This window comes from Thermosipho melanesiensis BI429, assembly GCF_000016905.1.
Classification (GTDB): Bacteria; Thermotogota; Thermotogae; order Thermotogales; family Fervidobacteriaceae; genus Thermosipho; species Thermosipho melanesiensis.
In genome coordinates this window covers 1,408,709-1,422,398 of sequence record NC_009616.1, presented here as the reverse complement: position 1 = coordinate 1,422,398, position 13,690 = coordinate 1,408,709, and the positions used below count along the sequence as shown (strand labels likewise).

Here is a 13,690-nt window from a genome sequence, read left to right as displayed (position 1 = left end):
CTTCACAATTTGAAAATCTTATCTGGTTTTACTATAAACACTTCAATTCCATTTATTTCTTCTTTATACTCCTCTAAAAACTTCTCAGGTCTTCTCCCATACCTTCCAGAAATATGGTACAAAATCAATTTTTTGATACTTGTTCCTTTTACAAGCTTTAATATATCCTCTAACACCGCATGATTTTTATATTTTCTATCTTCTTTCCTGAAAAAAGTACATTCATGAAATAAAATTTCCGTATCTAACACATCTTCTTTTTTTAAAAGATACGTATCTCCAGAAATAGTAAGAATTTTTTTCTCTATATTTTCTGTTAAATAATCACTACCGTACTCCTTTGCTAATAAAGCTAGTTTATCTTGCTCTAAACTTAAGAATTCTTTTTTCAATTTCTTTCTTTCTTCAAAAAGATGATATCCAAAACTTTTTTCGTTATACGTATGTGCCACTCTAAAAGGTATAACAAACTTTCTGGGATTTTTATCCCTTAATATTATTTTTTCTCCCTCTTCAACAGAAAATGTATTCAACTGAAATTTTAAATCTGAATTCATTTTTTTTATAAACTTCAAATATTCTTCTATACTTCTATTTCCTTTTGGATAATATATATTTAATGCTTTTTCTCTATCCCCCATTGCATTGTTTCTTGTATTAACAAGCGACCACAATCCAGAAATATGATCAACGTGACCATGTGTTAAAAAAACATGCTTAATTGCATAAACTTTATTATTCAACAACGTAGATACAGCTTCACCTGCATCAAACAAAATCCGCTCAGGTGAATAATATATCCAAGTTGTATATAATGCCTTTGAATATGCTATTACGTTCAATTTTTACCCTCCTGAATAACCTCTACTTTTATTTTTCCAGAAACACCTTCAGGCAATCTTACTAACACATCATACATACCAATTTCCTTTATAGGTTTTTCCAAAACTATAAACTTCTTGTCAATATTAACATCTGCAATTTTTTCAACTGCTTTTGCTATATCGGAATTCGTTAATGCCCCAAATAATTTCCCACTTTCTCCAGCTTTTACCGGTATCTTATATAGAAACTTTTTTAACATCTTTAATAGCTCTTCATTTTGAGTTTTAATTTGAATTTTCTCTTCCTCCTTTTTCCTTTTTTCAGCTTCCAACCTTTTTAAGACTCTTGGTGTTGCTTCTAACGCTAAACCTTTAGGAATTAAATAATTTCTCGCATAACCATCTGAAACATTTTTTATTTCTCCCTTTTTTCCTATTTTTGAAACATCCTTTAACAATACTACCTTCATTCCATTCACCTCCGAAAATCCTTTATTACTATTCTATCCTGGCCTGAATAGTCTTTAATAACTTCCCAACCCTTTCTTTTAAACCATTCCCCTTGATCATGACCAATTTCCATAACTACTATTTTACCAGAGAAATCATACATTTTCAGAAAATTCCTGTAAAAATCTAACCCATCTTTTCCTCCATACAACGCTTCCTTCGGCTCATATCCAACCTCCAAATCAAGAGTTGCATCTAATCTTACATAAGGAGGATTAGAAACAATAAGTTCTATTTCATCCCATTTTCTCAAAAATGGTTCTAAATAACTACCTTTTACTATCTTCAATCTACCTTCGACACCATACCTTTTTGCATTTATTTTAGAAACTTTTATTGCCTTTTCAGATATATCAGTCGCATATCCAGTACAATCTGTATTCAAAAGTATAGAAATAATTATTGCTCCACTCCCAACTCCAACTTCGGCAATTTTCCTTATTTTATTCTTCTTAATCAAATCAATTGTAATTTCTACTAACATTTCAGTTTCAGGCCTTGGAATCAAAACTCCTTCTTCTACATAAAAATTTCTTTTAAAAAATCCCTTTTCCCTAGTTATATAAGACAAGGGATATCTTTTTAATCTTAAATTAATTAAATCAATTAAACCAACCTCTTTTAACTCATATTCAGGGTGTGCAATAAAAAATTCTTTTGGTTTTCCAGTTAAATATTTCAATACAATATAGGCTTCCGATTCTGGAAGCCCATTTTCTCTAAAAATCCTTACAACTTCAAAAACTTTCATATACCAAGTTGAGCTCTTACATTTGGATCAACTCTATCAGGAGTCCATGGAGGATCAAAAGTTAATTCTACCTTTACATCATTTACTCCTTCTATTTCTCTCAATTTTGCTTCTGCATCTTGTAAAATCATTCCAGCCAAAGGGCACATAGGGGTTGTCATAGTCATCAATACAAATACATTGTCTTTCTCATCTACTTTTACCTCGTAAACCAATCCTAGTGAAACAACATCTAATCCTATTTCAAAATCAATAACCTCTTTGAGTTTATTCCAAACCATATCTTCAGTTACTTTTGCCATTTTATCACTCCTTATCTAGTTCTTTAATTAACTCATAGAATTTATTGGCTATATCGGTAATTTTTTCTAAGTCTGGACCTTCAACTAGAACCCTTATTACAGGCTCTGTGCCTGAAGGTCTAATAATTACTCTGTAATCTTTTATACTTTTCATTAATGAAAACACTTTTTTATTTTTATAAATTTCTTTATTCTTCACCTCAACATTAACCATCACCTGTGGGTAGTCTGGTATTCTGTTGGATAAATCATGCAATGTTAAACCACTTTTAACTAAAGAACTCAAAACTTCCAACGTAGTTATCAACCCATCACCGGTAGTACTCTTGTCACGATAAATAATATGTCCACTTCTTTCTCCGCCTAATGTATAATCATTCTTTAACATTTCTTCTAAAATATATCTATCGCCTACTTTTGTTCTTACAACGTTAATTTCGTTATTTTTCAAAAACTCTTCAAGCCCCATATTAGAAAGGATAGTTAAAACAACATTATTTTTTTTCAATCTATTTTCCTTTTTCAAATCTATTGCGGTAATCCCCAATATCTTATCTCCATGAAACTCTTCCCCTTTTTCATCTACAAATATACATCTATCTCCATCTCCATCGTACAAAACAGCAATTTTACTACCAGTAATATTTTTTTTTACATTTTCAGGATGTGTTGAACCACAATCTCTATTAATGTTAAAACCATCTGGTCTATCATTCACTACTTCAAGTTTTGCTCCAAAATATTCCAATATTTGTGGATTTAGCTTATATGTAGCACCATTTGCAACATCAACTACCAGTTTTATTCCACTTAAATCAAGAAAACTATATTGCTTTTTTATATACTCAAAATATTCTTCACTTGCAAAATCATACTCTATAACTTTGCCAACACTTTTATACTCGCAGTATCTTATTTTTTCCATCTCTCTTTCTATACGTTCTTCAATATCATCAGGAAGTTTATATCCCCTCATCAACACCTTCAAGCCGTTATATTCAGGCGGATTATGTGATGCAGAAATCATTACACCCGCTGCATTTTCCAATCTAGTTATTAATGCAAGAGCTGGAGTAGTTAACACTCCACATTTATATGCATCAACCCCCGCAGAAGTTATCCCCGCAACCAAAGCTTCCTCTAACATATCACCTGATGCTCTTGTATCTTTAGCAATAAAGATCTTCTTATCAACCATATTTCCTAACACATTTCCAAGCCTAAAAGCAATCTCAGGCGTTAAAAATTCATTTACAATTCCTCTAATTCCATCTGTACCAAAAAGTTTCACGCCATCTCCTCCTTGCTAAAAACATATACAGCATCTTCTCCATCAACTTCTTTTATCTTTACCTTAACCAATTCCCTTTTTTTTGAACTTGGAATATTCTTTCCCACATAATCAGGTCTAATGGGAAATTCCCTATGCCCTCTATCCACAAGAACCGAAAGTTGTATACGCTTAGGCCTTCCCCTATTTGTAATTGCGTCCATTGCTGCCCTCACCGTTCGTCCCGTAAATAAAACATCATCAACTAAAACCACTACCTTGTTTTCTACACTAAAATTTATCTCACTTTTATCAATTTCCGTCTTTTTATCATCATCTCTAAAAGGACCAACATCAAGTCCACCAACCTCAACCTTCTTACTTTCTATTTTTTTAATATTTTCAGCTATTCTTTTTGCAAGATAATACCCTCTTGTAAATATTCCAAGTAATACTATATCATTTGCTCCTCTATTTTTTTCCAAAATTTCGTGAGAAATTCTCATTAAAGACCTTCTAATATCATCTTGTTCCATAATCTTTCTCATTTAAAATCCCACCCAAAAAGCTAAACTATATCCATAAAGCGCATTTTCGTAATGCATCGGTAAATTTGTTATCGTATTTCTATCCACAGAATAAAAGAAATCTAACAATATCCTTATTTTTTCTACATTTACCACAATATATCCATTCAACTTATTAAAAAAGGAATCTGAAGATATAATATATTCTGGAGACCAAAACAATCCAAAACCTAAAAGATCAAAATTTAATTCTGGACCAACACTAAATTGAAAATACTCCTGTTTTACAAACACAAAATCAGTCAAAAACCTGTACATCTCATTTCCAACAATTAAATTTATTCCCACATCAGGTTTAAAAAACTCAAAAGGGCTTTGAGCAAAAAGAGTTAATTCTTTAACAAAAGCACCTATTTTAACATAATTAACAACTTCACTTAAAAAACCAACCCCCATGTTAAAAGAATATCCTTCGCTCGTTGAATTTTTAAATCTGCCAACTTCAAAATCAATACCCCATTGAAATTTAGAAGATTTTGCATTTAGAAGATAACCTATTTTATTCATGCTTTCAGTACTTGCATCTTCTGTAAATAAATATATTTTCCCAAATAAATCCTGTTCTTGCTCTCCATAAAACAATCCAAATTTTGTAATCCAATTTGATGAAAAATACGTAGAATATGAAAAACCAAAACTATTAAAATTTTCATCGTTTAAAGCCGGATTTTCAATTTTTCTCATTGCAAATGAAAAAAAACTCATCACTACTATCAAAAATATCAAATACTTTTTAATCATAATATTTTAATACCTCCCCCCTTAATTTTTCAAAATAACCCCCATCTATACTCTCTCTTATTTTTTTGCTCAAATCCATCATAAAATGCAAATTATGTATAGTCAAAAGCATTTGTCCTAAAACCTCTCCTCTATCAAATAAATGTCTAATATATGATCTTGAATAGTTTCTACAAGTATAACATGTACATTCATCATCAATTGGACTTTTGTCAAATTTATATTTTGCCGCCCTTACATTCATTTTTCCTTTCCAAGTTAATGCTTGACCATGTCTCGCAACTCTTGTAGGTAATACACTATCAAAAATATCAACACCTAGATTTACCAAATCTACTATCAACCTCGGTGCACCTGCTCCCATAAAGTATCTCGGTTTATTTTCAGGCAGAAGGGGAACAGTAAACTCCGTCATTTCCAAGGTTATATCATACCCTTCGCCAACACTCAAACCTCCAATAGCAAATCCATCAAAATCCATACTAGTAATTTCTTTTGCACTTCTTTCTCTTAAATCCTTGTAAAATGCTCCCTGAACAATTCCAAATATTGATTGATCAGACATATTCCTAATTGATTTTAAACTTCTTTCAGCCCATAAAGTGGTTAATTCCAAAGCGACTACTGCATCTTGATGTGAAATTCCAGGTTCCGCACAATAATCAAACGCCATAACAATATCTGAACCAATAGAGTTTTGTATCTCCATGGAAAGCTCAGGTGTAATCATACGCATACTTCCATCTAATGGAGACTTTATCAAAACACCTTCTTTAGTAATTTTTCTTCCTTTTCTCAAACTAAAAACTTGAAACCCACCACTATCAGTTAAAATTGGCTTCTCCCAATTCATAAAATCATGTATTCCATTATGATGCCTTAAAACCTCCATACCAGGTTTCAAATACAAATGAAACGCATTTGCCAGTATAATTTGTGCACCTATTTCCTCTAAATTTTCAGGTGTCATTAGCTTTACATTAGCATTTGTCCCAACTGGCATAAAAGTTGGTGTTTCGACCACACCATGGGGAAGATATATCCTTCCCCGTCTTGCGTTTTTATGAGTCTTTAGCAGTTCAAATTTCAAAGCCATTTTCTTTTATCAACTCCCTAATACTTCTGTACATTCCCTCTACTTCATTCCTTATCTCCTGTAACTCTTCTCTATATTTTTTCACAAATTCTTCATCTTTTATGCTTGAAAGATTTATTAACACATTATACATGGCTATTCTAAATGATGCAATGGCTAATTCAGCTGATGAATATGCATCAGAAATTGCATTTTTATTTCCAAATTTACTTGTAATTTGTGAATATTTCAAAATATTTCTGGCTTCTCTTGCAAGTTCAAAAGGAACATCAGCCGCTTCTTTCAAAGCATTTTGTAACAATTCACTTCTTCTTGGATCATCCTTAGGCATTTTAAGAGCTTCCATGACTTTATTGAAAGCTTCTATATCTTTTGCTGCAATATCTTGTAGTCTATTTCTGGTGTATTCCATATTTTCTAATACTTCTTCCATCGCCCCTTTGTATTCCTCATACTTTTTTTTTCCAACAGTCAAATTTGCCACCATTTGATTTAACGCCGCAGAAAATGCCGCAACTATAGCCCCAACAGCCCCTCCACCTGGCACAGGTGATTTATCAGATACCATATCACAAAATTCCTTTAAAGTTAATTTCTCAATGTTCATAGAAACCTCCCCCTTTTGAAAGTTATATAAAGTTATAATGTTTTTTAACAGGTTTTTTTACCCTCCAGGTACAAGATAAACCTTTTGGAAACTCCACAAGATCCCCTTTTCCAATTTTATATATTTTTCCTTCTTTTGTCTCAACCTCAACTTCCCCTTCTAAAAAATAACAAATTTCTGTTTCATCGTAATACCAATCAAACTCCGATTTTTCTTTAGTCCAAATCGGCCATTCTTTTACTTTTAATTCTTCTAATTCTTCTAAAGAAGGCTTTTTTATCTTAACTTCCATATTTCCACCTCCAAAAAATATTATATCACATTAACCAAAAACAAAAAGGGTATTGCAAAATCTCAAATTTGTGATAAAATTCTAATTGGTTATTTCTTGGAGAGGTGGCCGAGAGGTCGAAGGCGCACGCCTGGAGAGCGTGTGACGCCCACAAGGCGTCCGTGGGTTCAAATCCCACCCTCTCCGCCAAAAAACCGGGACACTGTTGTCCCGGTTTAATATTTGTTTAGGTGAGGTGATAACATGAAAGACATAGTATCACAAGTTAAAGATATTGCACAAAAAATATGTGAAGAATTCCACCTTGAATTATTCGATGTCAAATATTACAACAAATCCGGAAGATGGTTTTTAGAAATAATAATTGATAATCCTTATGATTACATTAGTACTAAGGATTGTGAAAACGTTTCAAGAAAACTTGAATTTGAATTAGATAAAATTAATATAATACCAAATAAGTATTACTTAACTGTGTCTTCACCTGGTTTAAATAGACCACTTAGAAATGTTAAGGACTTTGAAAGATTCACAGGAAAAAAAGCAAAAATTAAAACAAGGGAAAATACTTATATCGGTTACATAAAAAATGTTGTAGATAATATAATAACATTTGAAACTGACGGAAAGTTTATAGAATTTAAATTTGAAGAAATAAAGAAAGCAAATTTAGAAATAGACATTTAGGAGGGGAAAAGTATGAATTTAGACTTTTTACAAGCTTTAGAACAACTTGAGGAAGAAAAAGGTATAAAAGTTGATGAAATAATTCCCATTATTGAAAAAGCATTAGTAAGTGCTTACAAAAAAGATTTTGGCGGTGAAAAAAACGTCGAAATTACTATTAATAGGCAAACAGGTGAAATTGAACTTTATCAACTTTTAGAAGTAGTTGATAAAGTAGAAAAAGAAACAACACAGATTTCATTAGAAGATGCATTAAAGATAAGCTCTAATGCAAAAATTGGGGATACTATAAGAAAAAGAATCAACGTTAAAAAATTCGGAAGAATTGCAGCACAAACAGCAAAACAAGTATTAATTCAAAGAATTAGAGAGATCGAAAAAGAAAAACAATTTGAAAAATACTCTGAACTTGCTGGAAAAATTACAACAGCTGAAGTTATTAGAATAACAAAAGAATGGGCTGATATAAGAATTGGAAAATTAGAGACTCGACTCCCAAAAAAAGAATGGATTCCTGGTGAAACCATAGAGCCCGCGTCACTTATAAAAGTTTATGTAAAAGACGTAAAAAAAGATAAAAAAGGTCCAAAAATACTTGTAACAAGGATAAATGAAGAGTTTATAAAAGGCCTTTTAGAACTTGAAGTGCCTGAGATAGAGTCTAAAGTAGTTGAGATAGTAAAAATTGTTAGAGAACCAGGTATAAGAACAAAAGTGGCTGTAAAATCAAACAACCCAAAAGTGGATCCTGTAGGTGCGTGTATTGGAGAAGAAGGTGTGAGAATAGCTGCAATACTAAGAGAACTAAAAGGCGAAAAGCTAGATATTATAAAGTGGTCAGACGATCCAAAAGAATTAATTGCTAGTGCTCTTCAGCCTGCAAATGTTGTTGAAGTTGAAATTCTCGATCCAGAAAATAAGGCATCAAGGATAATTGTACCTCCTACCCAATTATCTCTTGCTATTGGAAAAGGCGGACAAAATGCAAGGCTTGCAGCAAAATTAACTGGTTGGAAAATTGACATAAAACCTTTAATGAATGTATAACAAAGGAGGAAAAATATGTATATTGAAACACTAAAAAAAGAATTAAAAAATAAAAAGTATAGAATGACTCCACAAAGGGAATTAGTTTTAAAGGTATTTATGGATAACGAATCTAAACATTTAGGAGCAGAAGATGTGTACAGAATTCTCTTTTCAAATAAACATACCGTTAGCAAAGCAACTGTTTACAGAACAATAGAACTTCTAGTAAGTTTCGGTCTTTTAAAGAAAATAGACTTTGGCGATGGCATATATAGATATGAATTAGCAAAAAAAGAAAAAATGCATCATCATTTTATTTGCAACGTATGTGGGAAGATATATGAAATAGAAGAAAAACATCTTAACTTAATTAAAAAGGAATTAGCAGAAAAAGGGTTTCAATTTGAAGATTTTGACTTCAAAATATATGGAATATGCCCAAAATGTAGCAAAAAGACAAAGAAAAAAAGTTCTAGAAAAAAATAAGCAAAAATACCACCGGGAATTTTTGGCATTTTTGAAAAAAATATAGCAACATTCTCCACAAATATTGTTAAAGGATTAAACAAAGTAAGCAAAAATTCCGAAAAAGTTGTCAAACACAAAAGATCCAAAAAAAATGATACAAATACAACTACAAGTAAAATTTGAAATGGAATAACTAGTAAAAAAGTCCCTAAGATCGAAAAAATATTTACACTTGAAAATAATGCTAAAAATGGTGCACTACCTAAAAAAGCAGAAACTGATTTTAAAAATTTATTTTCAACAAGCAAAATTCCAAGAGTACTAAAAAAACTCATATAAAAAGAAAGAGAAAATGCCAAAGACGGTTCCAAAAACAAAAAAACGATACCAATTAAACACAATATATCAACTTTACTGTACTTTTTATTTTCAAGGACATTTGAAAAAAATAAAAGCAAGAATGCTCTAATTGTTGGCAAGTTTAGTCCTGTAGCAACAACAAATAAAAACGAAAAAATTAGTGCAATATATTTCTGAAAACTAAAACTTGAAAAAAGCAAAACAAGAAACACATAAATTATTGATATGTGAAGACCAGATATGCTAAAAAAATGATATAAACCACTTTCTTTTAAATATTTATCCTTTACCTTTCCACCAAATAATCCATAATATATTTCATTGTAGTTCAAAAGTTTTTTTCTAAAGTTTTCTGACGTTAAATAAATAGTTCTAAAGACTGAAAAATAGGGTGAGACAATCACCCTATTTTTTTCTAACTTTACTTTTGGGTAAGAGAATTTTTCATAATTTATTTCTCCATAATAGTAAACAATATCACCTAAAGGTATTTCTTCATTAACACCTACCAACATTCTTGGAAAAATCCATTTTCCATTGTAATAAACTTTTCCAAAAACAAGTGAATAACTGTCACTTGTTTGAATTACCTTCCCCACAAACTCAAAATCTCCGGAAATATTTATTCCTCCATAAAAATTTATAACTAAAAACAAAAATACTGTGAAAAACAACCGTTTGTTTTTCCAAAATAAGAATGGCAGAAATAAAAATAGTTTGGAAATAGAAAAAATAGGGGCAATTAACGCCCCTATTAAACTTACGAAAAATATTACCAAAAACATTTTATGCACCGTATTTTTCTAATCTTCCTGCATATGCAAGTGCTAATGACATTACATCGACAGCAGGAATAGTTCCCAATGTTCCTCGCGCACATTCAAACTCATTGTATAATTTTGAAAGTCCTTTTCTCGTAAATTTTGAATAAATCATTAATGGAACAGGATGGAAAGAGTGACCTTTCATTGCACATGGTGTTGAATGGTCCCCAGTCACAATTAGAACATCGGGTTTTAATTCTAACAACAATCCAAGATTTTTATCTACTTCTTCAATTACCTTTACTTTTGATTCAAAATTCCCATCTTCACCATATGAATCTGTTTTTTTAACATGAACATAGAAAAAGTCATATTTTTCCCAATTTTCTTTGACTGTTTTAAATTCATCTTCTATTGTTTGTCCCGTTTTTAAAATTTCCATTCCAACCAACTTCGCAAGCCCTTTATACATTGGATATACTGCTATCGCAGCCGGCCTCAGCTTATACACATCACCAAAGCTTGGAAGATTTGGATACTTTGAGAAACCTCTTAATAATGCAAAATTCATTTTTTGCTGATCTTTCAAAACTTCTTTTATCCTATCAATCAATATATTTATTATTTTTTCTGATTTTTTTGAACTTTCATCCAAGGCTTTTGTGTATTTTATTGGTTTTCCCTCTTTTTGAGGATCTGCATCTTCCAATTTATCATATAATCCTTCACCAGTTAGCTTCACAACAAACCTATGCTCTTTTCCAGGATAAAATTTAACTTCAACATCTTCTATTTTATGTATATTTTCATTTAAAATCTCTACTACTTTAGCACTTTCTTCCGATGAAGGCCTTCCTGCCCTTCTATCAACAATTATATCTCCCTCTAAAGTAGCAAAATTTCCCCTTGCAACTAAATCTTTTTCTCCAACTTCCACATCAATACCTAAAGCTTCCAAAATACCCCTACCAATCTGATATTTTAAAGGATCATAACCAAATATTCCTAAATGTCCAGGTCCGCTTCCAGGAGTTATCCCAGGCAATACGGGAATTGTTTGCCCTAAATCACTCTGTTTTGCTAATTCATCTAATTTTGGAGTGTTTGCTTTCTGTAATGGAGTTAAGCCATCTTCACCAGGAATATCTCCAATACCGTCCATAACTAACAATACAATTTTAGAACTATTCGGCGAAATTAACTCATTTAAAATTTGTTGTCTGTCAATCATTTTCTCACCTCCGAGTGTTTTCTAAGATAAATAAACATAGCTATACCAAATATAATCAATATACCACTTATCAATTGAGCAACTCTAATTTTTCCAAAATACAAACTATCCGTTCTCAATGATTCAATCCAAAATCTGTTAATTGAATATAAAACAAAATACAATGCAGTAGTTTCTCCGTTGCTCTTCTTTTTTAAATCATAGTTATAAAGAAAAAGAAATATAATAAAATCAATGACACTTTCATAAAGAAATGTAGGATGAAAATATTCAAAATTTACAAATCCTCTTAGCCTATGCTCGGGTGGTACATACATTTTCCAAGGAAGGTTTGTAGGCCTTCCATAAGCCTCATAATTAAAAAAGTTACCCCATCTTCCCAACGCTTGTCCCAAAGGTAATACACTTGCTAAAAGATCCGTTCCTTGTAAAAAAGTAAAAGAACAATCTTTTTTTATTTTTGTATAAATGTACGTAGATAAAAGCGCCCCAATAATTGCTCCATGAATTGCAAGGCCTCCGTGCCAAATTTTTATTATCTCAGAGGGATATTTAGAATAAAATTCATTCCACATAAAAATCACATAGTAAATTCTTGCTCCTAATATGGAAAAAACAATACCCCAAAACACTGCTTCGTCAAAATGTTCTTCTTTTATATTAAACCTTTTTAACCTTCTTCTCACTAAATAATACGAAAGCACTATCCCCATAACAATCAAAAAACTGTACCATCGTAATTCAAATATCCCAATCTTGAAAATATATCTTTTTAATATTAATTTACCAGAAAACACACTGTTCAAAAACCAAAACATAAAAATAAAAATTCCAACACATAATAGAACTAACTTAATTTTTTTCAACGTTTTTTCCTCCTTTTATCTTTTTCATAAAGATTTTTATACACATAACTCAAATTTGCCAATCTAGATTTAATCTCCTCTGGAAATTCCAAATATCGCCAAAATATTTCCCTAACTTCTTTTTCTAATTTCTGAACACCTTTTGATTCTTTTAGAATCCAAAGAACATAATTTTTTAAAAAATATTCATCTGGTCTTTCTTTTATTTTATTATCCAGCATGTAATTATAAAATTGACCAGTTAACCCTTCTTCCATCCAATGACCAAATGAGAGCTCTTTGGCAGCTTTCCATCTATAATCCCCCAATGCATAAATCACTGATATATCCAAGTTTTTTGGAAACATTGGTATAACCACTCTTCCTCTTCCACTTACAAAGTTTAACCCTTCAAACGGTTCCCAACAAAAACCATAATCACCATATCCTGGAACAAGTATAAAATACGGTAAAAATCTGATATCTACACCTTTTGTATTCTTCAAAAAAACTTTGTAATCAATCTTTTCTATTTTCTCTATCTTTCTTTTAATTACATCCTTAGTTCCTATTTCAGAAACCCCCGTTAAAAATATAGAAGTTAAAACTAAAAATTTATTTCCCAATCTACCTATAGATTTATTTAACATTTGTTTTACAACTAAATGTTCCGTAAATTTGATTTCTTCCTGAGGAAGTTTCTCATCTTTTTGCTTTTCTTTTAAATCGCCAATTTGTTCATATAATATTTCAATTTCTCTATTTAACTGCTTTAACTTTTTTAACCTATCAACAGCCTCGTCTATTAAACCTAAAACAGCTTTATTGTATGGCTTATTCTCATCTTTTATATTATTAACAATCTCCTTAATCTCACTCTCAAGGCGCTTTCTTTTTAAAATCTTTTCTTCGAAAGCTTTTTGAAATGATGTAATATTACTTGATAAAACCTTTCGCCTTTTTTCAACAGTTTCTATGTAACTACTCGGATTCACAATCCCTTTCTTAACAGCAAGTAACCATTCATCAACATAAAAGATATTCTCATCCTGGTTGATGAATGGTATTTCCTTAATCTTTCGAATATCTTCCGAATTTAAATATTTTGGCTCAAGAAGTCCAAATCTTAAAAAAAGTCTCTTTTCAATTTCATAATCTTCTTCGATATTTTCACAAAGATACTCATAAAGCTTCCAAACAGCATTAATAAATTTTCTTTTTGCGTTAGAATTATTAAAATCCTTTTCCAGTTCAACTTTAGCATTAAAAACTTCTTTAGCTAAATCTTTCGGAATACCTTTAATAAGATTTTCAAAATACATAATC

Annotated in this window: 17 protein-coding genes and 1 tRNA gene; 4 read left to right on the top strand and 14 right to left on the bottom strand. The window is 31.0% G+C overall.

What is annotated here, in order from left to right:
* Window positions 1-2: 2 nt before the first annotated feature.
* From TMEL_RS07315 to TMEL_RS07270, 10 genes are read right to left on the bottom strand one after another with little or no spacing between them, the layout of a single operon-like run.
* A complete protein-coding gene (locus TMEL_RS07315; RefSeq protein WP_012057629.1) occupies window positions 3-842 on the bottom strand; it encodes an MBL fold metallo-hydrolase in 840 nt (279 codons plus the stop codon).
* Entirely contained in the window at window positions 839-1,294 is a 456-nt protein-coding gene (gene rplI / locus TMEL_RS07310) for a 50S ribosomal protein L9 (RefSeq protein ID WP_012057628.1), read from the bottom strand. Before rplI ends, TMEL_RS07315 begins: the two co-directional genes overlap by 4 nt.
* Before the next feature lie 5 nt (window positions 1,295-1,299).
* Complete coding sequence (prmC, locus tag TMEL_RS07305) at window positions 1,300-2,085, bottom strand: peptide chain release factor N(5)-glutamine methyltransferase (RefSeq protein ID WP_012057627.1); 786 nt, start codon at window positions 2,083-2,085, stop codon at window positions 1,300-1,302.
* Window positions 2,082-2,387, bottom strand: coding sequence for a metal-sulfur cluster assembly factor (locus tag TMEL_RS07300; RefSeq protein WP_012057626.1), 306 nt, complete (start codon window positions 2,385-2,387; stop codon window positions 2,082-2,084). Before TMEL_RS07300 ends, prmC begins: the two co-directional genes overlap by 4 nt.
* Before the next feature lie 4 nt (window positions 2,388-2,391).
* On the bottom strand, window positions 2,392-3,678 hold the full coding sequence (gene glmM, locus TMEL_RS07295) for a phosphoglucosamine mutase (RefSeq protein WP_012057625.1): 1,287 nt from the start codon (window positions 3,676-3,678) through the stop codon (window positions 2,392-2,394).
* Window positions 3,675-4,205 (bottom strand): bifunctional pyr operon transcriptional regulator/uracil phosphoribosyltransferase PyrR, encoded by a 531-nt coding sequence (gene pyrR / locus TMEL_RS07290; protein ID WP_012057624.1) that lies wholly within the window; start codon window positions 4,203-4,205, stop codon window positions 3,675-3,677. The genes glmM and pyrR overlap by 4 nt, the downstream gene beginning before the upstream one ends.
* A complete protein-coding gene (locus TMEL_RS07285; RefSeq protein ID WP_012057623.1) occupies window positions 4,206-4,985 on the bottom strand; it encodes a hypothetical protein in 780 nt (259 codons plus the stop codon). It lies immediately after the preceding gene.
* Window positions 4,978-6,081: a tRNA guanosine(34) transglycosylase Tgt gene (tgt, locus tag TMEL_RS07280; protein ID WP_012057622.1), complete on the bottom strand. Its 1,104-nt coding sequence runs from the start codon at window positions 6,079-6,081 to the stop codon at window positions 4,978-4,980. Before tgt ends, TMEL_RS07285 begins: the two co-directional genes overlap by 8 nt.
* Window positions 6,065-6,688 carry a cyclodeaminase/cyclohydrolase family protein gene (locus TMEL_RS07275; RefSeq protein WP_012057621.1) on the bottom strand — a complete coding sequence of 208 codons (624 nt, stop codon included), beginning with the start codon at window positions 6,686-6,688 and terminating at the stop codon, window positions 6,065-6,067. Before TMEL_RS07275 ends, tgt begins: the two co-directional genes overlap by 17 nt.
* A gap of 22 nt (window positions 6,689-6,710) precedes the next feature.
* The gene (locus tag TMEL_RS07270) at window positions 6,711-6,980 is read right to left on the bottom strand and encodes a cupin domain-containing protein (RefSeq protein WP_012057620.1); all 270 of its coding nucleotides are present in this window, start codon (window positions 6,978-6,980) and stop codon (window positions 6,711-6,713) included.
* A 98-nt stretch (window positions 6,981-7,078) separates the two neighbouring features.
* On the opposite strand from TMEL_RS07270, the gene TMEL_RS07265 reads away from it, so the two are divergent.
* The 4 genes from TMEL_RS07265 to TMEL_RS07250 all read left to right on the top strand — a co-directional run bounded on the left by TMEL_RS07265 (window position 7,079) and on the right by TMEL_RS07250 (window position 9,182).
* A tRNA-Ser gene (locus TMEL_RS07265) sits at window positions 7,079-7,169 on the top strand.
* Window positions 7,170-7,223: 54 nt separating this feature from the next.
* A complete protein-coding gene (locus TMEL_RS07260; protein ID WP_012057619.1) occupies window positions 7,224-7,667 on the top strand; it encodes a ribosome maturation factor RimP in 444 nt (147 codons plus the stop codon).
* Between the two features lie 12 nt (window positions 7,668-7,679).
* Complete coding sequence (gene nusA, locus TMEL_RS07255) at window positions 7,680-8,714, top strand: transcription termination factor NusA (RefSeq protein WP_012057618.1); 1,035 nt, start codon at window positions 7,680-7,682, stop codon at window positions 8,712-8,714.
* Between the two features lie 15 nt (window positions 8,715-8,729).
* Entirely contained in the window at window positions 8,730-9,182 is a 453-nt protein-coding gene (locus TMEL_RS07250; protein ID WP_012057617.1) for a Fur family transcriptional regulator, read from the top strand.
* Here the strand turns inward: TMEL_RS07250 and TMEL_RS07245 are convergent.
* Genes TMEL_RS07245 through TMEL_RS07230 form a run of 4 tightly spaced genes read right to left on the bottom strand, consistent with a single transcriptional unit; the run spans window position 9,095 to window position 13,686 of the window.
* Window positions 9,095-10,309 (bottom strand): ComEC/Rec2 family competence protein, encoded by a 1,215-nt coding sequence (locus tag TMEL_RS07245; protein ID WP_012057616.1) that lies wholly within the window; start codon window positions 10,307-10,309, stop codon window positions 9,095-9,097. The two genes, TMEL_RS07250 and TMEL_RS07245, sit on opposite strands and share 88 nt — an antisense overlap.
* A 1-nt stretch (window position 10,310) precedes the next feature.
* Entirely contained in the window at window positions 10,311-11,519 is a 1,209-nt protein-coding gene (locus TMEL_RS07240; RefSeq protein ID WP_012057615.1) for a 2,3-bisphosphoglycerate-independent phosphoglycerate mutase, read from the bottom strand.
* Window positions 11,516-12,385 (bottom strand): prolipoprotein diacylglyceryl transferase, encoded by an 870-nt coding sequence (gene lgt / locus TMEL_RS07235; RefSeq protein ID WP_012057614.1) that lies wholly within the window; start codon window positions 12,383-12,385, stop codon window positions 11,516-11,518. Before lgt ends, TMEL_RS07240 begins: the two co-directional genes overlap by 4 nt.
* Window positions 12,382-13,686 carry a hypothetical protein gene (locus tag TMEL_RS07230; RefSeq protein WP_012057613.1) on the bottom strand — a complete coding sequence of 435 codons (1,305 nt, stop codon included), beginning with the start codon at window positions 13,684-13,686 and terminating at the stop codon, window positions 12,382-12,384. The genes lgt and TMEL_RS07230 overlap by 4 nt, the downstream gene beginning before the upstream one ends.
* Window positions 13,687-13,690: the final 4 nt, after the last annotated feature.

Excerpts from the sequence above, each read along its gene's own strand:
- TMEL_RS07285 (WP_012057623.1), bottom strand. The coding sequence starts at position 4,985 with ATGATTAAAAAGTATTTGATATTTTTGATAGTAGTGATGAGTTTTTTT.
- rplI (WP_012057628.1), bottom strand. The coding sequence starts at position 1,294 with ATGAAGGTAGTATTGTTAAAGGATGTTTCAAAAATAGGAAAAAAGGGA.
- TMEL_RS07275 (WP_012057621.1), bottom strand. The coding sequence starts at position 6,688 with ATGAACATTGAGAAATTAACTTTAAAGGAATTTTGTGATATGGTATCT.
- tgt (WP_012057622.1), bottom strand. The coding sequence starts at position 6,081 with ATGGCTTTGAAATTTGAACTGCTAAAGACTCATAAAAACGCAAGACGG.
- nusA (WP_012057618.1), top strand. The coding sequence starts at position 7,680 with ATGAATTTAGACTTTTTACAAGCTTTAGAACAACTTGAGGAAGAAAAA.
- pyrR (WP_012057624.1), bottom strand. The coding sequence starts at position 4,205 with ATGAGAAAGATTATGGAACAAGATGATATTAGAAGGTCTTTAATGAGA.
- TMEL_RS07260 (WP_012057619.1), top strand. The coding sequence starts at position 7,224 with ATGAAAGACATAGTATCACAAGTTAAAGATATTGCACAAAAAATATGT.
- TMEL_RS07230 (WP_012057613.1), bottom strand. The coding sequence starts at position 13,686 with ATGTATTTTGAAAATCTTATTAAAGGTATTCCGAAAGATTTAGCTAAA.
- TMEL_RS07270 (WP_012057620.1), bottom strand. The coding sequence starts at position 6,980 with ATGGAAGTTAAGATAAAAAAGCCTTCTTTAGAAGAATTAGAAGAATTA.
- TMEL_RS07245 (WP_012057616.1), bottom strand. The coding sequence starts at position 10,309 with ATGTTTTTGGTAATATTTTTCGTAAGTTTAATAGGGGCGTTAATTGCC.
- TMEL_RS07250 (WP_012057617.1), top strand. The coding sequence starts at position 8,730 with ATGTATATTGAAACACTAAAAAAAGAATTAAAAAATAAAAAGTATAGA.
- prmC (WP_012057627.1), bottom strand. The coding sequence starts at position 2,085 with ATGAAAGTTTTTGAAGTTGTAAGGATTTTTAGAGAAAATGGGCTTCCA.
- TMEL_RS07300 (WP_012057626.1), bottom strand. The coding sequence starts at position 2,387 with ATGGCAAAAGTAACTGAAGATATGGTTTGGAATAAACTCAAAGAGGTT.
- TMEL_RS07240 (WP_012057615.1), bottom strand. The coding sequence starts at position 11,519 with ATGATTGACAGACAACAAATTTTAAATGAGTTAATTTCGCCGAATAGT.